The sequence below is a fragment of the Microbacterium sp. NPDC057944 genome, from assembly GCF_042887445.1.
GTDB classification, from domain to species: domain Bacteria; phylum Actinomycetota; class Actinomycetes; order Actinomycetales; family Microbacteriaceae; genus Microbacterium; species Microbacterium natoriense.
The window spans coordinates 1,376,396-1,394,990 of the sequence record NZ_JBHVPJ010000001.1 but is presented as its reverse complement, the minus strand read 5'-3'; the positions used below and the strand labels follow the sequence as shown (position 1 = coordinate 1,394,990).

The window sequence follows — 18,595 nt, the reverse complement described above, 5'->3', positions numbered from 1 at the left end:
TATACATAAACCCTGCGCGCGCCGGCGGCTACCCGCCGCGCGGCCGGGGTCTTCGGCATCCTCACGTCCGCACGGATTTGCCACCTCGTGTCGCTATTGACGCTCCACAGCGACAACAGGCGTCACATCCGCAGGCGCCACATCCGCAGGCGCTACGGATGCACGAGCCCCCTCCACGGGGACCGGCTCGACGAACTGTTCGGCGACGGCATCCGTCGCGGGCTCGCCGAGCTTGACGATGATGACCCCGGCGAGCACGAGCGCGCCTCCCATCGCCTGGACGGGACCGGGGACCTGACCGAGCATCAGCGCACTGAAGACCATCGCGGCGACGACCTCGGACAGTGCGATGAACGACGCCAGGCGGGAGCCGAGCATCCGGGTCGACACGATGCCGAGGATGTACGCGAGCGCGGTCGCGATGACACCCATCGCCAGCACGGGGACGAACCACGGCACCGTGATGACGCTGTACTCCACGTCGGCCGTGGTCCACGCGATGGGGAGCACACCCACGGCGCCAGCGACGGTGAGGCCGATCGCGCCGATGAGGAGCCCGAGCCCCGCCAGCGCGATCGGCGGCAGGCCGGTGTCGGCGCGCGCCGACAGCACGAAGTAGGTCGCGGCGCCGATCATCGCTCCGAGCGCGAACAGGATGCCGCCGAGGTTCACCTGCGCGCCGGTGAGGACGTCGAGCATGAGCACGAGTCCGATGAAGGCGATCGCAGCACCGAGGAGGCTGCGGCGCGTGGGCTTCTCTCCCCTGCGGATCCAGAGCCAGAAGACGACGGCGATGGGGGCGGTGTATTCGATGAGCAGGGCGATGCCGACATCCATCACGGCGACCGCCTGGAAGTAGCAGAGCTGTGCGGCGGTCACGGCGAGGAGGCCGTAGACGAGGACCATTCCCGCATGGCGGCGGACGAGGCCCCACTTGCCGCGCAGCGCCAGGAGCGTGGGCACCAGCAGCACCAGCGCGGCCACCCACATGCGCACGGTGACGGCGGCCCCCGGGGTCCAGCCCGCATCGATGAGGCCGCGGGCGAAGATGCCGGACATGCCGAACGAGACCGCGGCGCCGAGCGCGAAGAGCAGGCCGGCGTTCGACCTGCGGGGCGCGGTCACCCGCGCGATGTCATCAGCTACTGCGCTCATGACATGTGACGCTACTCCTGCGCGATGTAACATGTCAACATGACCTTCACCTATGACACGGAGGACGCTCTGCGCGCGGCCGTGTGGCTGGTCAACACGGCGGAGGATCCGGAGTCGATGGCGGATGCCGCCGACGAGGAGGCCTTCCTCGGCGCCTTCCCCTACACCGGCAGGATCGATCGCGACGACGCCGAGGCCGCGTCCCTCCGCGCCCTCCGGCCCGGCCTGCGCGAGATGCTGCTGGCTCCGCGCGACGAGATGGCCGAGCGGGTCAACGACGCCCTCGCGTCGGTCACCCTGGCCCCGCGCCTCACACGGCACGGCGAGCTGGACTGGCACCTGCACGCGATCGTCGGCGACGCGCCTCTCTCCGACCGCGTGCTCGTGGAGACCGCGATGGCGCTGATCGACGTCATCCGCGCCGACGAGGGCTCCCGCATCTCGGTATGCGCCGACGACACGTGCGACGCTCTCGCCCTCGACCTCTCGCGCAACCGCTCGAAGCGCTACTGCTCGACCACGTGCGCCAACCGCAATGCGGTGGCCGCCTACCGCGCCCGCCGCTCGGAGCCCTGACCCACCCCGCCCCGGTCGTTGAGCGAGCGCAGCGAGACGAAACGCCCCACCGACACGCACGACCAGATCCCCGTCGCCGACACCGCGTTTCGTCTCGTCGCTGCGCTCCTCGCTCAACGACCCGAAAGAGAAGATCGCTGCGCTCCTCGCTCAACGACCCGGTGGCGGAACCGATCGCCGACATCAAACACTTCACACTCTTCACAAACTTCTGAAATCGGCGTAGCGTGCCGCTCATGGACACAGTGATCCGCACGAGCGGCCTCACCAAGCACTACGGCCGCGTGCACGCTCTCGACGGCCTCGACCTCTCCGTCACCGCGGGCCAGGTGCACGGCTTCCTCGGCCCGAACGGCGCGGGCAAGACGACCACGATCCGCATCCTCCTCGGCCTCGCGCGCAAGACCGGGGGCACGGCATCCGTCCTCGGGAGCGACCCCTGGCGGGACGCGACCGACCTGCACCGCCGCATCGCTTACGTGCCTGGTGACGTCAGCGTGTGGCCCAACCTCTCGGGCGGCGAGGCCATCGACCTGCTCAGCCGCCTGCGCGGCGCCGACACCCGCGGTGCCGTCTACCGGAACGAGCGCGAGCGCCTCGAGACCGCGTTCCAGTTCGACCCGCGCAAGAAGGGTCGCGCCTATTCCAAAGGCAACCGGCAGAAGGTGGCGCTGATCTCGGCGTTCACGGTGCCGGCCGACCTGTACATCCTCGACGAGCCGACGAGCGGCCTCGACCCCCTGATGGAGGTCGTGTTCCGCGAGGAGGTCGCCAGGGTGCGGGATGCCGGGGCCACCGTGCTGCTGTCGAGCCACATCCTGTCGGAGGTCGAGCTGCTGTGCGACCGCGTCTCGATCATCCGCGCGGGGCGCGTGGTGGAGTCCGGAACGCTGGCGGAGCTGCGTCATCTCACCCGCACCGAGGTGTCGTTCACGGCGACGGATGCCGCGGCGGCCGACGGCATCCCCTCCGCCCATGACCCGTCGTTCGCCGACGGTCGCGCGAGGTTCACGGTCGACAGCGATGACGTCGCCTCCGTCCTCCCCGTGCTCGCCCAGCGGGCGGTCACCGGTCTGCGCGTCGAACCGCCGTCTCTGGAGGAGCTGTTCCTCCGCCACTACGGGGACGACGTGACGGATGCCGCGGGCGACGCGGATGCCGCGGCCCCGGCCCGTACCCGGAGGAGCGCGCGATCATGATCCCCCTCCTCCGCCAGCGCCTGCGCCGGGACTGGCTGCAGCTGACGCTGTGGATACTCGGCGCGGTCCTCCTCGCGTACGCCGGCTACGGCGGCGTCACGCAGTCGTACAGCACGGTCGCCGACCGGCAGGAGGTGCTCACGGCTGTGATGGCGAACCCGGTGATCCTGATGTTCCGGGGTCTCCCGTCTGGCACGTCCGTGGGTGCCTTCCTGGCCTTCGAGGACCTCCCGTGGCTGGCGATGCTCGCGGCGCTCATGAGCACGTTCCTCGCCGTGCGGCACACCCGCGGCGACGAGGAGGCGGGGCGCAGCGAGCTCGTCGCCGCCACGTCGGCCGGACGCACCCTGCCCACGGTCGCGACGATCGTGCACGGCCTCGCCGCGAACCTGGTGCTCGCGCTGCTCACGGCACTCGCGCTGATCGCGGCGGGGATGGATGCCGGCGGCTCCCTGCTCACGGGAGCGGCGGCCGGCGCCACCGGTGTCGCCTTCCTCGGCATCGGCCTCGTCGCCGCGCAGCTCATGCGCACCTCGCGCGGCGCGAACTCGCTGACCGTGTGGGTGCTCGTGGCGACCTTCCTGCTCCGCGGGATCGGCAACGTCGCGGGGACCCCCAGCGACGACCTCACCCGCATCGAGAGCTCCTGGCTCGTGTGGCTCTCGCCGTTCGGCTGGGCCGAGCAGACCCGTCCCTACGATGCCGACGACCCCTGGCCCGTGGTGCTCGCGCTGGGGTTCGGACTCCTCCTCGCCGCCGCCGCGACGCTGCTGCAGTCGTCCCGCGACATGGGCGCGGGCTTCATCGCGGAGCGCAACGGCCGCGCGAACGCCACGGCGGCCCTGTCGTCTCCGCACGCGCTGGTCTGGCGGCTGTCGTGGGGGTCGGTGCTCGGCTGGACGATCGGCGGAGCGCTCACCGGCATCCTCGCCACCACCCTGTCGTCGCTCGCCGGTCAGGTCGCCGGAGAGAATCCGGCGGTCGCGCAGATCCTCGAGAAGATCGCCAGGGCGGGGAACCTCGACGAGGCCGTGATCACCGTCTTCTTCACCATGCTCGGCATCCTCGCCGCGTGCGCGGCCGTGCAGACGATCGTCCGCGCCCGTCAGGAGGAGGCCCACGGCACGGCCGAGTCGGTGCTCGCCGCCGCGGTCGGGCGCGTGCGGTGGTTCGCCGACTACGCGATCGTCGCCACGTGCGCCGTCGCGCTCGTCATCGCGGCCGCCATGGCCACGGCGTACCTCGGGATCGCCGCGAACGGCGGCGCGAGCGCGCTGTACCGCGTGGTCACCGTGACCGGTCTGGGGCAGTTCGTCGCCGCATCCGTGTTCACCGCGATCACGGCCCTGGTCTTCGTCGTGCTGCCGCGGACCACGCTCGGCGTCGGATGGGCGCTCATCGGCGTCGCCAGCATCCTCGGCATGTTCGGACCGCTGTTCGGGATGCCGGAGTGGGCCACCGACCTCTCGCCGATCGCCGTGACCCCCGTCGTCTCGAACGGTGACGTCGACCTCCGCGGGCTCTGGTGGCTCGTGACTGCGGTCGCGGTCGCCGGCGGCGGGGCACTGACCCTCATGAGGCGCCGCGAGCTCGCGGCCGACGGATAACCTGGGGAGCACATGGAACACCGGGGACAGGACGCCGCAGAGCAGGCGGCCGCGATGATGACGGCGGCGGGGATGCCGCGCATGCCCGCGCGCGTCATGATGGCGCTCGTCGCAGCCCCGGACGGCGGGTACACGGCCGCCGACCTCGCCGATCGCCTCGGGGTGTCGGCCGCCGCCGTGTCGGGGGCCGTGCGCTACCTCCAGGACGCGCACTTCGTGCGTCGGCTGCCCACGGCCGGGCACCGCCGCGACCGCTACGACCTCGCACCCGACGGCTTCCACTCGGTCATCATCGGCAACATCCCCGTCTACCGCCGTCTCGCGGAGCACGTCGACCGGATCGGCGCCGAGCTCGGCGACGAGGAGGTCTCGGCAGAGCGCGCCGCGCAGATGTCGGGCTTCCTCCGGTTCATGGCCGAGCGGATGCCGCAGCTCGTCGCCGAGTGGGAGGCACAGGACCCCGCGCCCGACCGCTGAGCGAGCGCCGTCGCGCCGGCTACATGCCGACGACGCCCTCGAAGAGGCCGATGTGGTTGCCGTCGGGGTCGACGACGACCGCCCACGCGCTGGTGTCGGTGATGGGCTGCTTCTCCATCGCGACCGATCCCCCGGCGGCGAGCGCGGCGGCGACCGTGTCGTCGATCGAGTCGACCTCGACGTACGAGCGCGGCTGCGTGAAGCCCTCGCTGCGCGGGGCGAGCCCGCCGCCCGAGATGCCGTTGGGCGCCTGCCACATGGGGTAGCCCTCGAACCCGGGCGGCTCGGCGATCTGCCAGCCGAACAGCGCCGAGTAGAACCCGGACGCCGCGGTCAGGTCGGTGACCGGGATGTCGATGTGGGTGATGTCTCCGTGCGCCATGATGCTCCCTTTCGCCGTGCGGACGCAGACAGTCTTCTCGCCGCGACCGCCGACTTCAAGGGCCTGTGCGCTCAGGCGGAGGGGTGCCCCACGACGCCCTTGCGCAGCAGCGCGTTGCCGTACTTGCGGGTCTCTCCGGTGCGGACCATGAGGTACGCGGCCTTCGCCACCCCGTAGTACGCGAATCGCTCGACGAAGGCGGTGGAGCCGGCATCCGTCCCCGCAGCCGCCATGAGTTGATGCTGCACGTCGAGCACTTCGCCGTCGGCCGAGGCCATCAGGTCGATGCCGGGGGCGTCGTCGAGAGGGAGCACCGTGCGGATCGCGGCGACGACCTCGGGCGTGGTGGTGCCCGGCAGATCGATCACCCGCTCCCCCAGCGCCCACGCCGGGAAGTGCGCGTCGGCGACGACGACGGAGTCGGAGTGCCCCATCCGGTCGAGGTGCAGCAGCAGCTCGCCGGTGAGCAGGGGGTGGATGCCTTCGAGCACGGTGCGTCTCCTCGGGTCGGACGGGTGGGGTGGTCAGGCCGGGACGAGAGCCTCGGCGGCCAGAGTCTGCCAGAGCGAGGCCGGGATCTCCAGCGCCGCATACTCGGCGTTCTGCACGAGCTGAGCCGGACGGCTGCCGCCCACGACGACGGCGCGCACGACGTCCGACTGCAGGGGGAACTGCAGCGCCGCCGCCGGCAGCGGCACATCGTGGTCGGCGCAGATCGCGGCGATCCGCACGAGGCGCTCCCACAGCTCCTCGGGGAGCTGCCCGTACTCGTAGCGCCCGTCCCTGCGCGGCTCGCTCTGCGCGAGCAGGCCGGAGTTGAAGACGGATGCCGCGACGATGCCGGTGCCCCTCTCGCGGCACGCCGGCAGCACGTCGGCGGCGGCGGGCTGTTCGAGCAGCGTGTAGCGGCCGGCGACCATGATCAGGTCGAGGTCGGCTCCGCGCACGGCGGCGGCGAGCGCATCCGTCACCATGGATCCGATGCCGATCTGGGCGACCTCGCCGTCGGCGCGCAGCTGCTCCAGCGCGGGCAGGGCCTCGGCGAGCGCGAGGTCGAGGTCGTTGCGCTCCGGATCGTGCAGGTACAGCAGGTCGATGCGCTCGATGCCCAGACGCTCGCGGGACTCGGCGAGCGAGGAGCGGATGCCGTCGGCCGAGAAGTCCCAGACGCGGCGCACGTCGTCGGGCACGTGGAAGTCGTTCGCCGTGTCGAGCCCGCCGTGCTCGTGGTCGGGGTTCGCGCGCAGCAGCCGGCCGACCTTCGTGGAGAGGAAGTACTCCTCCCGCGGCTTGGTGCGCAGGAACGCGCCGAGTCGACGCTCGGAGAGGCCGAGCCCGTAGTGCGGGGCGGTGTCGTAGTGGCGGATGCCTGCATCCCACGCCGTGTCGAGCACGGCCCAGGCCTCGTCATCCGTCAGCGGACGGAAGAGGTTGCCGACGTTGGCCGCACCGTAGCCGAGCGTCGGCACGGTCTGCTCAGGCGACGACGACATGCTCACCCCTCCAGGTGTAGTCGATGATGCTGTCGGCCTTCATCTCCATGCCGGTGCCCGGTGCGATCGGGGGCATGTACGAACCGCCCCTGATATCGGTCGGGGTGACGAAGTGCTCGTGCAGGTGGTCGACGAACTCGATCATGCGGCCCTCGCGCGTGCCGGTGACGGCGACGAAGTCGAACATCGACAGGTGCTGCACGGCCTCGCACAGACCGACGCCGCCGGCGTGCGGGCACACCGGCACGCCGAACTTCGCGGCCAGCAGCAGGTTCGCGATGTTCTCGTTCACGCCGGCGACGCGCACGGCGTCGATCTGCATGACCTGGATCGCCTCCGCCTGCAGGAGCTGCTTGAAGATCATGCGGTTCTGGGCGTGCTCGCCGGTCGCGACGCGGATCGGCGCGACCCCGCGGGCGATCTCCGCGTGGCCGAGGATGTCGTCGGGGCTCGTGGGCTCCTCGATCCAGGCGGGGCGGAACTCGGCGAGCGCGTTCACCCACTCGATCGCCTCCGACACCTCCCAGCGCTGGTTCGCATCGATCGCGATCGGGAAGTCGGGCCCGCACACCTCACGGGCCTTGCGGAAGCGGCGGATGTCGTCGTCGAGATCGGCGCCGACCTTGAGCTTGATCTGCGTGAAGCCGTCGGCCATGGCCTCGCGGGCGAGTCGTTCGAGCTTCTCGTCGGAGTAGCCGAGCCAGCCGGGGCTCGTCGTGTAGCCGGGGTAGCCGGTGGCGAGCAGCTCCGCCTCGCGCGCGGCCCGGCCGGGCTCGGCGGCGCGGAGGATCTCCAGCGCATCGTCGCGGGTCAGCGCGTTCGTGAGGTAGCGGAAGTCGACCAGGTCGACGAGCTCCTCCGGCGTCATCCGGGCGAGGAGCTGCCACAGCGGGAGCCCCGCGCGCTTGGCCTTGATGTCCCACAGCGCGTTGACGACCGCGCCGATGGCCATGTGCATGACGCCCTTCTCGGGGCCGAGCCAGCGCAGCTGCGAGTCGCCGATGATCTCGCGGAAGGTGCCGCCCATGTCGTCGAGCAGCGGCTCGAGCTCCTGGCCGACGAGGTGTCCGGCCAGCGCGTCGATCGCCGCGACCTGCACGTCGTTGCCGCGGCCGATCGTGAAGACGAAGGCGTGCCCCTCGATGCCGTCCTCGGCATCCGTCCGCACGATCACGTACGCGGCCGAGTAGTCGGGGTCGGGGTTCATCGCGTCCGAGCCGTCCAGGCTCAGGGACGTCGGGAAGCGGATGTCGGTGGTGTCGAGGGCGACGATACGGCTCACGGGGTTCCTCTCACGGGTCGGACTTCTCGCACCGACCTCTTGGAGTGTAAACATCCGATGTCTATACTGTCAACGAGACAGGCGGTCATCCGGTGGCCGCGATAGACGAACACCGACGACTCAGGAGAAGCATGAAGTTCGCGCGGCTTGGCGCCCCCGGTGCAGAGATCCCCGTCCTCGTAGACGGCGACCGCTACCTCGACCTCCGCCCAGTGACATCCGATGTGAACGGGGATTTCCTCGCCTCCGACTTCCGCGACCGCGTCGCGACGGCCCTGGCCGCCGGCGAGCTCCCCGAGCTGGCGGACGCCGCGGAGCAGCGCATCGGCGCCCCGATCGCGCGCCCCAGCGCCGTGATCTGCATCGGCCAGAACTACGCCGCGCACGCACGCGAGTCCGGGTCGGAGCCGCCGACCATCCCGATCATGTTCCTGAAGACCCCCAACACCGTGGTCGGCCCGAACGATGCGGTGACGATCCCCCGCGGCAGCGAGAAGACCGACTGGGAGGTCGAGCTCGGCATCGTGATCGGCGCCCGTGCGTCCTACCTCGACTCCCCCGAGGAGGCCGACGCGCACATCGCTGGCTACGTCACCGCCAACGACGTCTCCGAGCGGGCGTACCAGATGGAGGTCTCCGGCGGGCAGTGGTCCAAGGGCAAGATCGCCCCCGGCTTCAACCCCACGGGTCCGTGGCTGGTCACCTCCGACGAGGTCGAGGTCGATCGCCTGCGCCTGCGCAGCTGGGTCAACGGCGAGCCGCGCCAGGACTCGAACACCGACGACATGATCTTCGACGTGCGCGTCATCGTGCACCACCTGTCGCAGTACGTGACCCTGGAGCCCGGCGACCTCATCCTCACCGGCACCCCGCAGGGTGTGGCGTTCGGCGGGAAGTTCCCCTACCTGAGGGCCGGGGACGTCGTGGACATCGAGATCGAAGGACTCGGGCACCAGCGCCAGGAGTTCGTGGCATGGGAGGCACAGAAGTGAGCGCAGAACTCGACGGACTCGTCGCGATCGTCACGGGCGGGGCGTCGGGCATCGGAGCGGCCATCGCCCGCCGTCTGCACGCCGAGGGCGCGCACATCGCCGTGCTCGACCGTGACACGTCGGGGGCGGATGCCGCGTTCGCCGCGTTCATGGCCGACGTCTCCGACCGCGCATCGGTGGATGCCGCCGTCGCCGCCGTCGCCGAGCGCTTCGGCCGCATCGACATCGTCGTGAACAACGCCGGCATCGGCGCACAGGGCGACATCACCGCGAACGACGACGACGAGTGGGCGCGCGTGCTGTCGATCAACGTCACCGGCATCGCCAGGGTGACGTCGGCGGCGCTGCCGTGGCTGCGGCAGTCGCCCGCCGCGGCGGTCTGCAACACGGCATCCATCGCCTCCACCACCGGCCTCCCGCAGCGCGCCCTCTACAGCGCCTCGAAGGGCGCCGTCTCGGCCCTCACCCGCGCCATGGCGGCCGATCACCTGCGCGAGGGCATCCGCGTGAACGCCGTCAACCCCGGTACCGCCGACACCCCGTGGGTCGGGCGGCTGCTGGACTCGGCATCCGACCCCGCCGCCGAACGCGCGGCCCTGGAGGCTCGCCAGCCGCACGGGCGCCTGGTCAGCCCCGACGAGGTCGCCGCCGCCGTCGCGTACCTCGTCTCCCCCGCCGCGGGCTCGACCACCGGCACCTTCATCGAGGTCGACGGCGGCATGGCGCAGCTGCGCCTCCGCCCCGCCGGCAGCTGACCTCCGCCCCGCCCGGGTGCTCCCGTCGCGAAAGATCCCGGTATCCGCCCTGGATACCGGGATCTTCTGCGACGGGAGTGCCTCAGCCGGCGATCAGCGGATGCCGTAGAAGGCGAGAGGCGTCGACCAGAACAGCGCGTCGGACGCGATGCCGCGTGACGTCGCCCAGTCCGCGACCGTGTGGAACCAGCGAGCGCGGGAACCGGGCCGGTAGGCCGTGTCGACCGACGACACCGGCCAGTCGCTGCCCCACAGGAGCCGCTCCGCGCCGAACGCCTCGAGCGCGGCGTCGAGGAACGGGATGACCTGCGCATCCGTCCAGTCCCCGCCCGTCTCGGCGGGGAGACCCGAGAGCTTGACGTGGGCGCGGGGCTGCCGTCCGAGTGCGTGCAGATCGCGCAGCCACTCGGCCGACGGGCGCAGCGGCGACTCCGCCGTGCCGATCGCGGGCTTGCCCAGGTGGTCGAGAACGAGGAACAGCTCGGGGACGGCCGCGGCGAGCGCGACCACGTCGGAGAGCTGGTGGGGCCGCACGCAGGCGTCGAAGGTCCACCCGCGCTCGGCGACCTCGCGCGCGCCCGCCACGAAGTCGGGCGAGGCGGCGAGGCCGGTGCGCTCCCCCTGCAGGAGATGGCGCACGCCGACGACACGCTCGTGCGCGGCCAGGCTCTCGAGGTGCGCCGTTGTCGCCGCTCCGCGGTCGAGCCGTGCGCCGGCGACGATCGCGACGACTCCTGCGGCATCCGCGATCTGGTCCACCCATGCCACCTCGTCGAGGAAGCGCCGCTCGACGGTCTCCGCCTGCACGAAGATCGACACCTCCTCGGAGACGCCGGGCAGCTGCTCCTCGAAGATCTCCCCCTCGGCGAAGCGGCCGTGCAGGGCGCCCTCGAGCCACTCGTAGTCGAGTTCCCACGGATCCCACAGGTGCAGATGACTGTCCACGACGCGCATACCACCATCCTGCCCCAGACATCCGATCAATGTGCAAGGATGACGCCATGGCAGTGACAGACGAGGCGATCGAGAAGATCAAGGCGATGATCGTGTCGGGCGAGCTCGCCCCCGGCGACCGGCTTCCGCCCGAGAAGGAGCTCTCCGAACGGCTGGGGCTCTCCCGCAACTCCATGCGCGAGGCGGTCAAGGCGCTGGAGGTCATCCGCGTCCTCGACGTGCGCCGCGGCGACGGGACCTACGTGACGAGCCTCGAACCGCACCTGCTGATGGAGGCCATCTCGTTCGTCGTCGACATGCACGACGACGACTCGATGCTCGAGATCTTCGCCGTCAGGCGGATGCTGGAGTCGCAGGCGACCGGTCTCGCCGCGACCCTCGGCACCGACGAGGAGATCGCCGCGCTCATCAGCGAGGTCGACGGCGTCGACGCCTCGGTGAGCATCGAGGAGCTCGTCGAGCACGACATCCGCTTCCACCGCGACATCGTCCAGATGGCCGGCAACGCCTACCTCGCCAGCCTCATCGAGCACCTCAGCAGCCAGACCGTGCGCGCGCGGGTGTGGCGCGGGCTCACCGAGGGCGGCGCGGTCGAGCGGACCCTGTCCGAGCACCGCGCGATCGCCGACGCCATCGCCCAGCGCGACCCGTCGCTCGCCACCTCGCTGACCACCGCGCACATCGCCGGCGTCGAGCGGTGGCTGCGCCAGGCAGCATCCGCCTGACGCCGCGGACGCCGCCCGGTACCCTCGAAGCATGAGCGACTGGACCAGCACCGCGATCGCCCTGCTGGAAGCCGACGCGAACCGCAGCGCCGACACGCACCTGCACCTGTTCCCGCTGCCCGCCGAGTGGGGCATCGACCTGTACCTGAAAGACGAGTCGGTGCACCCGACCGGCTCGCTCAAGCACCGCCTCGCGCGCTCGCTGATCCTCTACGGACTGGTCAACGGCCGCATCCACGAGAACACCGTGCTCGTCGAGTCCTCCAGCGGTTCGACCGCCGTCTCTGAGGCGTACTTCGCCCGGATGCTGGGGCTGACCTTCATCACGGTCGTGCCGCGCTCGACGAGCCAGGAGAAGATCGACCTCATCGAGTTCTACGGCGGACGCTGCCACTTCGTCGACCGCGCGGAGGACATCTCCCCCGAGGCGCAGCGCCTGGCCTCCGACTGCCACGGCCACTACCTCGACCAGTTCACGTTCGCCGAGCGCGCGACCGACTGGCGCGGCAACAACAACATCGCCGAGAGCGTGTTCAGCCAGCTGTCGCAGGAACGGCATCCGATCCCCCACTGGATCGTCGTGGGAGCCGGCACGGGCGGAACCAGCGCGACGTTCGGCCGTTACGTGAAGTACCGCAGGCATGAGACCCGGATCGCGGTCGTCGACCCGGAGGGGTCCGCGTTCTACGACGGCTGGGCCGGAACCCCGGATGCACCGGCCGGACGGCCGAGTCGCATCGAGGGCATCGGACGCCCTCGGGTAGAGCCGTCGTTCGTGCCGAGCGTGATCGACGAGATGCTGCGGATCCCGGATGCCGGGTCCGTCGCGGCCATCCGCCTCCTGAAGGAGCGCACACTGCACTGGGCCGGCGGATCGACCGGCACGAACCTCTACGGCGCCTTCCAGCTCATCGCCCGGATGCGGGCGGCGGGCGAGACCGGCAGCGTCGTGACGCTCATCTGCGACAGCGGCATCCGCTATGCCGGCACGTATTACTCCGACGCCTGGGTGGCGGAGCAGGGCTGGGACCTCGCCCCGCACCGCGCGCGGCTCGAACGGTTTCTGGAGACCGGCGACTGGGTGGAGTGACCGCCGTCGCGCGTTCACAACTCCTCACGAATCGGCGCCGCGTGCCCGATTCGGCGGTTCTGAGCGGGGATCCGGGTGGTTTGTGAGGAGTTGTGCACCGCGCATGCGCCAGAACTCCGGAGCTCCGCGGGCTCAGAGGCCGGACAGCATCCGGTGGATCCGAATCCCGCTGCTTCTCCGGAGTTCTGGAGCCGCGGCGACCTCGCCTGAGCCGCTGACCGGCCGCCCCGCTCCGGCTACGCTGTGGCCATGACGATTCTGATCCTCACCGTCGCCGGCGCCGACCGCCCCGGCCTCGTCGCCGCCGTCGCCGATGTGGTCGACGCCCATGACGGCAACTGGGAGAACAGCCAGCTCGCCGAACTCGCCGGCACCTTCGCCGGTGTGATCGAGGTCTCGGTCGCGGCCGAGCGCTCCGCCGAGCTGGAGCAGGCGCTGCGCGGACTCAAGGGTCTGCTGACCGTGGCCGTGCACACCGGATCGGATGCCACTCACACCGACGGCCGCGTGCTGGAGCTCCAGGTTCTGGGCAACGACCGCCCGGGCATCGTGCGCGAGGTGTCGGCGATCCTCAACGCTCACGCACTGAGCATCGAAGAACTCGCGACGGAGACCCGGGATGCCGCGATGGCCGGAGGACGCCTGTTCGAGGCGTCGGTGCGGGCGCGGGTGCCGGCATCCGTCGACCTCGACGCTCTGCGCGCCGACCTCGAGCGCCTCGCCTCGGAGATCCAGGTCGACATCACCGTCGCCTGATCCGGGGATCGAGGGCTAGTCGGCGACGGCGTAGGTGACGCAGTAGATGCCGAGCACCACGTTGTCCCCTTCGTAGCGCTCACCGTCGAAGGTGACCCCCTCCGGGAAGGCGGTCACCTCGATCAGGCCTTCCTTCCCGTCCAGGTCGCTGTCGAACACGTTGAGGTTCAGCGTGTAGCGACCGTCGCCCGCATCTTCCCAGAAGCCGCCCGTGTAGCTGGTCGGGGTGCCGTCGACGAACTTCAGCAGCTCGTAGCCCGGCGCGAGATCCGCTCCCAGCGAGGTCGTGAAGGAGATCTCGCTGCCGTCGCCGTACACGGCGTGATCGGGGATCGGCTCGGTGACGAGGTCGCTGCTGAACGGCTTCAGATCGGCATCGAGGTCGCCGGCGCAGTCACCGCCGGCTGCAGCGTCGTCACCACCTGATTCGACGGACTGGGCGCCGGAGACGGACCCTTCTCCGCCTCCGGCCGGCGCCGCCCCCGAGGCGCAACCCGCCAGAAGCACCGAGAGGACCAGGACGGCTGCAACCTTCATGTGCTTCATGCCTCGATGATTCCACCGGAATACTGGCGAGCGTGAGTAGGGAAACCCCGTGCCAGCCCGAGGCGTCCTCGCTCAGAGGTCGGAGAGCACAGGCGCGTCGATGATCATCCGCGCGATCCCCGTGCGCGAGGTCAGCTGCCACCGCCGCAGTATCTCGGTGATGTTCTTCTCGACGGTCTTGACGCTCACGCCGAGACGCCCGGCGATCTCGATGTTCCCGAGTCCGGTCGCGACCAGCTCGGCGGTCAGCTGCTGGCGCGGCGTGAGCTGCTGTGCCGGAGGCGACGCCGCATCGAGATGCCCGAGCATCCGCGCCGGGATCCCGCTGCGGGACGTGACGCCGAGGGCCGAGAGGATGCGTGACACGTGGCCTTCGACGGTGCGCTCGGAGACGAACAGGGTCGCCGCGATCACCCGATTGCTCTGCCCGCCGGCGACGAGCGCGGCCACTTCGCGCTCTCGGGGGCTGAGAGCCGTCCATCCCGATCCGAGAGCGGGCCTCGGGCGTCTGCCCAGCAGACGCAACTGTCGCAGGGCCAGGCGTTCGACGCCGTGGTCGCCTGAGCCGGCGAGCGTCGACAGATACTCCTGCACGGCCTGCTCGGACTCACCGAGCGCGGCGAGAGCACGGGCGCGCACCATGCGCACGTTCGCCGCGTCGCGATACCGGCCGGCGAGCACGGCGCGGGCAGCCGCGACGGCCGCGCGTTCAGCCGCCTCGATCATCCGCCCGCCCGCGGCGTCGATGCGCGCGAACGCCTGTTCGACGACGACGTGGGCACCGGGATGAGCGGTCAGCGGCAGCAGTTCGGCGACGATCAGCTCGGCCTCGGCGATGTCGCCCCGTTCGAGGGCGGCTGCGATCAGAATGTCGCAGCACAGGGCGCGGTCGGCGACCTGCAGGTAGCCGAACCGCGGACCGCCGGCGACGCGGAGGATCTCCTCGGCTTTCGACAGCTGACCGACGGCGGCCCGCGCGTAGGCCAGGAAGGCGAAAGCCGCGGCGTCGAGATATCCGGATGGGGCGATGCTCAGATCGAACAGCTCGCGGTCGGCCTCATCGAGGCCGGCGGTCTCGCCGCACTGGACCGCGGCGAAGACGGTCGCCGCCTTCACGCAGCGCGTCCAGATGTCGTCGCCCTGATCCTGGGCGCAGCGGAGGGCCGCGTCCAGGTGCGGCCTCGCCGCGGCGGCATCGCCGCGGAACATCATCAGTCGGGCCGGCTGCAGCAGCAGGGCGGGAAAGGGACGGATGCCGGCTCCGACCTGCAGCACGTCGTCGACAGGCCCGAGCACCTCTGCTGCCTGCTCGAATCGACCGGTCGCGAAAGCGGCCTCGACCATCGCGAACCGGGCGACGGGCAGGATGCTGTGGTCGATCGCCGTCAGAGCTCCGCGGCGGCCCCACAGTTCCGGGAACCCGTCGTCGGTGGTCGGGTCCTCCCAGGCGACGCCCGCCGATGCGAGCACGCGGAACGACAGCGCGAACAGCTGAACGAGCGCGCCGGCGTCCGCCGAGGAGATCCTGGCGCGCTCTGTCGTGATCACCGCGCGCTCGAAGTCGCCGACCACGAACTCGGCCCCGCCGGTGAAGGCGAGGCCGAGCGCGGGGTGCAGACTGTCGCTGCTCAGTGCCTGGACGCGGGCGATGTCACCTCGGCTCGCCGCGGCGGCGAGCTCCCAGTACAGCGCCTCGGAACCCATGCCCGTCGGCGCACTCAGACCAGGCGGGTCTTCGGCGACACGGTGTACGTGTCTTCGGCATCCCGGTTCACGACGTCGCCGAGGGCGACGTCGATCGCGGCCATGGTGTCGGCGTCGAGCTTCACGCCAGAGGCCTTGACGGTGTCGGCGAGCTGCTCCGGGCGGGATGCTCCGACCAGCGCCGCGGCGATGTTCGGGTTCTGCAGCACCCAGGCGATCGCGAGCTGCGGCATCGTGAGACCGGCCTCGGCGGCGATCGGCTTCAGCCGCTGCACGCCCTCGAGGATGTCGTCGCGGAGCAGGTCCTTGATGAAGTGCGCGCCGCTGTGCGGGTCGGTCGCGCGCGAGCCTTGGGGCACCGGCTGACCGGGGAGGTACTTGCCGCTGAGCACGCCCTGCGCCATCGGCGACCAGACGATCTGCGAGATGCCGAGCTCTTCGGAGGCCGGCACGACCTTGCCCTCGATGACGCGCCACAGCATCGAGTACTGCGGCTGGTTCGAGATGAGCTGCACGCCCAGCTGCTTCGCGAGCGCGTGGCCCTCGCGCAGCTGCTCGGCCGTCCACTCCGAGACGCCGATGTAGAGCGCCTTGCCCTGTCGGACGACGTCGGCGAAGGCCTGGAAGGTCTCCTCCAGCGGCGTCTCGTGGTCGTAGCGGTGCGCCTGGTACAGGTCGACGTAGTCGGTGCCGAGTCGCTTCAGCGAGCCGTTGATCGACTCCATGATGTGCTTGCGCGAGAGTCCGGTGTCGTTGGGGCCCTTGGGACCGGTCGGGAAGTAGACCTTCGTGAAGATCTCCAGCCCCTCGCGGCGCTGGCCCTTGAGCGCGTCGCCGAGCACGACCTCCGCGGCGGTGTTGGCGTACGTGTCGGCGGTGTCGAACGTGGTGATGCCGGCATCCAGAGCGGCGTGCACGGTCTTGACCGCGGCGTCGTCGCCCACCTGCGAAGCGTGCGTGACCCAGTTGCCGTAGGTGATCTCAGAGACCTTGAGACCGCTGTTGCCGAGATAGCGATAGTTGACCATGTCTCCACGCTACCGGCCACCGGGGACACGAGGGCGGGTCGCGACGATGCTCCCCGCCGCGCACGGCTCACAGCGTCGCGCGGTACTCCCGCCACGCCGCCCCGAGCCGCGCGATGCCCTCGGCGAGCACCTCCTCCGGCGCCGTGAAGGGGATGCGGATGTGATCGTCAGGGGAGACGGATGCCGCGAACTCCGCGCTACCCGCGACGGAGACGCCGTGCGTGGCCGCGACCCTCGCGAGCGCCGCCGCCGAGCCGACCGGTAGCCGCGCCCACAGCGAGAGGCCTCCCCTGGGCGGAGCGGCCGACCAGTCGGGCAGGTGGGTCGTCATGAGTTCCTGCAGCAGCCGGAGGCGCTCCTGGTGGATCCTGCTGTTCTGCCGCTTCAGCTCGTCGGCATGGGCGAGCAGGTCCATCGCGAGCAGCTGCGCCGGCACGCTCGTCGACTGGTCGGCGAGCTGCCTGGCGCCCCGCAGCCGCCGCACGAGCACGGGGTCGGCCCGCAGCCATCCGATGCGCAGACCCGCCCACGCCCACTTCGACACCGACTCCACGACGATCACCGGGGCGTCCGGACGCTCGGCGGCCAATGACGGCGGCACGACGCCGTCGAAGGAGATCCCGGCGACCACGCGATCCTCGATCACGGGCACGCCGTACTGGGCGGCGAGCTCGGCCACGCGGTGTCTGGCGGCCTGCGGCAGCCGGGTGCCCGTAGGGTTCTGATGGTGCGGGTTGACCGCCAGGAGCGCGGGACGCAGCCGCGCCATCGCCACCTCGAGCGCGTCGACGTCGAGGCCGTCGGCGGTCATCGGGATGCCGTGCACCGTCCCGCCGCGCAGCCCGACGGAGTCGGTGACGCCCGGCCAGGTGATCTCCTCCGCGAGCACGACGTCGCCCGGTCCGACGAGCGCGTTGACGACGAGGCTGATGGCCTGCTGCGCCCCGTGCGTGACGAGGATCTGCTCCGGCGTCGTCGGCGTCCCCTCCGCGCGGAAGAGGTCGGCGATCTGCTCGCGCAGCACGGCCAGCCCCGCCGGGTCGGTCTCCGGCAGCAGGGCGAGCTCGAGCCGCGGCGTGTGCTCGGTGATGAGCTGCACAGCGAGCTCCGGGATCTGCGGCACCGTGCGCAGCAGGTCGATCGCGTTGGGCAGCGCCGAGAACAGTGCTTCACCGCGCCCCGGCCGGTGCAGAGGGACAGCGGATGGCGCGGCGCCTGCGACCCGCGTGCCGCTGCCCTGCCGGCGCTCGACGAGACCGCCCTCGGCGAGATCCGCGTAGGCCGCCACGACCGTGCCCCTCGACACGGACGTCGTGGCCGCGAGAGCGCGCTCAGCGGGGAGCCGGTCGCCCGGCCGCAGCTCGCCGCCGTGGATCAGCGCGGCGACGGCCTGCGACAGTCGTGCGGCGAGAGTGCCCTCGCCGTGCGTCCAGCGCCCCAGCCGCGCCGCCAGGCGCTCGGCGGAGACGTCGCCGGCGTGCACGAGGGGTCCATCTGCCGATCGGTGGTCCACCGGACGATCATTGGCCCTGCCATCGATGCTCATGAGCCCCGATTCTGGACCAATGAGCACACCATTGACCACCGCATCCTCGGATCTTGCGCCAATCAGCCCCGATTGGACCATAGCCGAGCTCGTCGATTGGCTCGCCGACGACTCCCGCCAGCACGACCCCGGTCTGCAGCATCCTCTCTCCCTGATCGAGCGAGCCCTCACCGCGGAGCCCTGGTCGGGAGTGCCGTCCACCGTCGCCCTGATCCGCTCGATCTCCGCCGCCGCACGCACGCGCGGCTCCGTCACGGTCGCCGAGCTCCTGCTGCCCTCGCCGATGGAGCTGTCGCTCGTCGCCTAGGCGGTACGCCGTCGCGCCGGA

20 protein-coding genes are annotated in these 18,595 nt (G+C 70.9%); 10 read left to right on the top strand and 10 right to left on the bottom strand.

The features are described from left to right. Positions 1-93: 93 nt before the first annotated feature. A complete protein-coding gene (locus tag ACFVRO_RS06370; protein WP_386950471.1) occupies positions 94-1,155 on the bottom strand; it encodes a DMT family transporter in 1,062 nt (353 codons plus the stop codon). Positions 1,156-1,194: 39 nt separating this feature from the next. Here ACFVRO_RS06370 and ACFVRO_RS06365 point away from each other — a divergent pair, with 39 nt between their 5' ends. The 4 genes from ACFVRO_RS06365 to ACFVRO_RS06350 all read left to right on the top strand — a co-directional run bounded on the left by ACFVRO_RS06365 (position 1,195) and on the right by ACFVRO_RS06350 (position 5,014). Beyond that, a complete protein-coding gene (locus tag ACFVRO_RS06365; RefSeq protein ID WP_386950468.1) occupies positions 1,195-1,731 on the top strand; it encodes a CGNR zinc finger domain-containing protein in 537 nt (178 codons plus the stop codon). Positions 1,732-1,967: 236 nt separating this feature from the next. Beyond that, positions 1,968-2,930, top strand: coding sequence for an ATP-binding cassette domain-containing protein (locus tag ACFVRO_RS06360; protein ID WP_386950465.1), 963 nt, complete (start codon positions 1,968-1,970; stop codon positions 2,928-2,930). Beyond that, a complete protein-coding gene (locus ACFVRO_RS06355) occupies positions 2,927-4,537 on the top strand; it encodes an ABC transporter permease (RefSeq protein ID WP_386950462.1) in 1,611 nt (536 codons plus the stop codon). The genes ACFVRO_RS06360 and ACFVRO_RS06355 overlap by 4 nt, the downstream gene beginning before the upstream one ends. Before the next feature lie 12 nt (positions 4,538-4,549). Beyond that, positions 4,550-5,014 (top strand): GbsR/MarR family transcriptional regulator, encoded by a 465-nt coding sequence (locus ACFVRO_RS06350; protein WP_105677102.1) that lies wholly within the window; start codon positions 4,550-4,552, stop codon positions 5,012-5,014. Positions 5,015-5,033: 19 nt separating this feature from the next. On the opposite strand, the gene ACFVRO_RS06345 is transcribed toward ACFVRO_RS06350, so the two are convergent. From ACFVRO_RS06345 to ACFVRO_RS06330, 4 genes are all read right to left on the bottom strand, one after another. Next, a complete protein-coding gene (locus ACFVRO_RS06345) occupies positions 5,034-5,396 on the bottom strand; it encodes a VOC family protein (protein WP_105677103.1) in 363 nt (120 codons plus the stop codon). 71 nt (positions 5,397-5,467) lie between these two features. After that, the gene (locus ACFVRO_RS06340) at positions 5,468-5,887 is read right to left on the bottom strand and encodes an RbsD/FucU family protein (RefSeq protein ID WP_105677105.1); all 420 of its coding nucleotides are present in this window, start codon (positions 5,885-5,887) and stop codon (positions 5,468-5,470) included. A gap of 33 nt (positions 5,888-5,920) precedes the next feature. Then, entirely contained in the window at positions 5,921-6,889 is a 969-nt protein-coding gene (locus ACFVRO_RS06335; protein ID WP_386950459.1) for an aldo/keto reductase, read from the bottom strand. Further along, positions 6,873-8,171: an L-fuconate dehydratase gene (locus ACFVRO_RS06330; RefSeq protein ID WP_386950456.1), complete on the bottom strand. Its 1,299-nt coding sequence runs from the start codon at positions 8,169-8,171 to the stop codon at positions 6,873-6,875. Before ACFVRO_RS06330 ends, ACFVRO_RS06335 begins: the two co-directional genes overlap by 17 nt. A gap of 131 nt (positions 8,172-8,302) precedes the next feature. Between ACFVRO_RS06330 and ACFVRO_RS06325 the strand changes: the two genes are divergently transcribed. Both ACFVRO_RS06325 and ACFVRO_RS06320 read left to right on the top strand, forming a co-directional pair. After that, a complete protein-coding gene (locus ACFVRO_RS06325) occupies positions 8,303-9,163 on the top strand; it encodes a fumarylacetoacetate hydrolase family protein (protein ID WP_386950453.1) in 861 nt (286 codons plus the stop codon). After that, entirely contained in the window at positions 9,145-9,918 is a 774-nt protein-coding gene (locus ACFVRO_RS06320; protein ID WP_386950450.1) for an SDR family NAD(P)-dependent oxidoreductase, read from the top strand. Before ACFVRO_RS06325 ends, ACFVRO_RS06320 begins: the two co-directional genes overlap by 19 nt. 93 nt (positions 9,919-10,011) lie before the next feature. Here the strand turns inward: ACFVRO_RS06320 and ACFVRO_RS06315 are convergent, their stop codons facing one another. After that, a complete protein-coding gene (locus ACFVRO_RS06315; RefSeq protein WP_386950447.1) occupies positions 10,012-10,872 on the bottom strand; it encodes an amidohydrolase family protein in 861 nt (286 codons plus the stop codon). 47 nt (positions 10,873-10,919) lie between these two features. Here ACFVRO_RS06315 and ACFVRO_RS06310 point away from each other — a divergent pair, with 47 nt between their 5' ends. The 3 genes from ACFVRO_RS06310 to ACFVRO_RS06300 all read left to right on the top strand — a co-directional run bounded on the left by ACFVRO_RS06310 (position 10,920) and on the right by ACFVRO_RS06300 (position 13,443). Next, entirely contained in the window at positions 10,920-11,597 is a 678-nt protein-coding gene (locus tag ACFVRO_RS06310) for a FadR/GntR family transcriptional regulator (protein WP_105674197.1), read from the top strand. A 31-nt stretch (positions 11,598-11,628) separates the two neighbouring features. After that, positions 11,629-12,687 carry a PLP-dependent cysteine synthase family protein gene (locus ACFVRO_RS06305; protein WP_105674199.1) on the top strand — a complete coding sequence of 353 codons (1,059 nt, stop codon included), beginning with the start codon at positions 11,629-11,631 and terminating at the stop codon, positions 12,685-12,687. 249 nt (positions 12,688-12,936) lie between these two features. Next, the gene (locus ACFVRO_RS06300) at positions 12,937-13,443 is read left to right on the top strand and encodes a glycine cleavage system protein R (protein WP_386950444.1); all 507 of its coding nucleotides are present in this window, start codon (positions 12,937-12,939) and stop codon (positions 13,441-13,443) included. Between the two features lie 15 nt (positions 13,444-13,458). On the opposite strand, the gene ACFVRO_RS06295 is transcribed toward ACFVRO_RS06300, so the two are convergent. From ACFVRO_RS06295 to ACFVRO_RS06280, 4 genes are all read right to left on the bottom strand, one after another. Continuing rightward, the gene (locus ACFVRO_RS06295) at positions 13,459-13,989 is read right to left on the bottom strand and encodes a hypothetical protein (RefSeq protein WP_386950441.1); all 531 of its coding nucleotides are present in this window, start codon (positions 13,987-13,989) and stop codon (positions 13,459-13,461) included. Between the two features lie 72 nt (positions 13,990-14,061). Beyond that, positions 14,062-15,693, bottom strand: coding sequence for a LuxR C-terminal-related transcriptional regulator (locus tag ACFVRO_RS06290; RefSeq protein WP_386950438.1), 1,632 nt, complete (start codon positions 15,691-15,693; stop codon positions 14,062-14,064). Between the two features lie 14 nt (positions 15,694-15,707). Beyond that, positions 15,708-16,721, bottom strand: a complete 1,014-nt coding sequence (locus ACFVRO_RS06285; RefSeq protein ID WP_386950435.1) for an aldo/keto reductase family protein — start codon at positions 16,719-16,721, stop codon at positions 15,708-15,710. Between the two features lie 67 nt (positions 16,722-16,788). Continuing rightward, the gene (locus tag ACFVRO_RS06280; RefSeq protein WP_386950434.1) at positions 16,789-18,267 is read right to left on the bottom strand and encodes a PLP-dependent aminotransferase family protein; all 1,479 of its coding nucleotides are present in this window, start codon (positions 18,265-18,267) and stop codon (positions 16,789-16,791) included. 19 nt (positions 18,268-18,286) lie between these two features. On the opposite strand from ACFVRO_RS06280, the gene ACFVRO_RS06275 reads away from it, so the two are divergent. Beyond that, positions 18,287-18,574 (top strand): hypothetical protein, encoded by a 288-nt coding sequence (locus ACFVRO_RS06275; protein WP_146114303.1) that lies wholly within the window; start codon positions 18,287-18,289, stop codon positions 18,572-18,574. Positions 18,575-18,595: the final 21 nt, after the last annotated feature.

Bases quoted from the DNA above. Each gene is read 5' to 3' on its own strand.
- ACFVRO_RS06370 (WP_386950471.1), bottom strand. From the start codon at position 1,155: ATGAGCGCAGTAGCTGATGACATCGCGCGGGTGACCGCGCCCCGCAGG.
- ACFVRO_RS06365 (WP_386950468.1), top strand. From the start codon at position 1,195: ATGACCTTCACCTATGACACGGAGGACGCTCTGCGCGCGGCCGTGTGG.
- ACFVRO_RS06360 (WP_386950465.1), top strand. From the start codon at position 1,968: ATGGACACAGTGATCCGCACGAGCGGCCTCACCAAGCACTACGGCCGC.
- ACFVRO_RS06355 (WP_386950462.1), top strand. From the start codon at position 2,927: ATGATCCCCCTCCTCCGCCAGCGCCTGCGCCGGGACTGGCTGCAGCTG.
- ACFVRO_RS06350 (WP_105677102.1), top strand. From the start codon at position 4,550: ATGGAACACCGGGGACAGGACGCCGCAGAGCAGGCGGCCGCGATGATG.
- ACFVRO_RS06345 (WP_105677103.1), bottom strand. From the start codon at position 5,396: ATGGCGCACGGAGACATCACCCACATCGACATCCCGGTCACCGACCTG.
- ACFVRO_RS06335 (WP_386950459.1), bottom strand. From the start codon at position 6,889: ATGTCGTCGTCGCCTGAGCAGACCGTGCCGACGCTCGGCTACGGTGCG.
- ACFVRO_RS06325 (WP_386950453.1), top strand. From the start codon at position 8,303: ATGAAGTTCGCGCGGCTTGGCGCCCCCGGTGCAGAGATCCCCGTCCTC.
- ACFVRO_RS06320 (WP_386950450.1), top strand. From the start codon at position 9,145: ATGGGAGGCACAGAAGTGAGCGCAGAACTCGACGGACTCGTCGCGATC.
- ACFVRO_RS06315 (WP_386950447.1), bottom strand. From the start codon at position 10,872: ATGCGCGTCGTGGACAGTCATCTGCACCTGTGGGATCCGTGGGAACTC.
- ACFVRO_RS06310 (WP_105674197.1), top strand. From the start codon at position 10,920: ATGGCAGTGACAGACGAGGCGATCGAGAAGATCAAGGCGATGATCGTG.
- ACFVRO_RS06305 (WP_105674199.1), top strand. From the start codon at position 11,629: ATGAGCGACTGGACCAGCACCGCGATCGCCCTGCTGGAAGCCGACGCG.
- ACFVRO_RS06300 (WP_386950444.1), top strand. From the start codon at position 12,937: ATGACGATTCTGATCCTCACCGTCGCCGGCGCCGACCGCCCCGGCCTC.
- ACFVRO_RS06295 (WP_386950441.1), bottom strand. From the start codon at position 13,989: ATGAAGCACATGAAGGTTGCAGCCGTCCTGGTCCTCTCGGTGCTTCTG.
- ACFVRO_RS06290 (WP_386950438.1), bottom strand. From the start codon at position 15,693: ATGGGTTCCGAGGCGCTGTACTGGGAGCTCGCCGCCGCGGCGAGCCGA.
- ACFVRO_RS06285 (WP_386950435.1), bottom strand. From the start codon at position 16,721: ATGGTCAACTATCGCTATCTCGGCAACAGCGGTCTCAAGGTCTCTGAG.
- ACFVRO_RS06280 (WP_386950434.1), bottom strand. From the start codon at position 18,267: ATGAGCATCGATGGCAGGGCCAATGATCGTCCGGTGGACCACCGATCG.
- ACFVRO_RS06275 (WP_146114303.1), top strand. From the start codon at position 18,287: ATGAGCACACCATTGACCACCGCATCCTCGGATCTTGCGCCAATCAGC.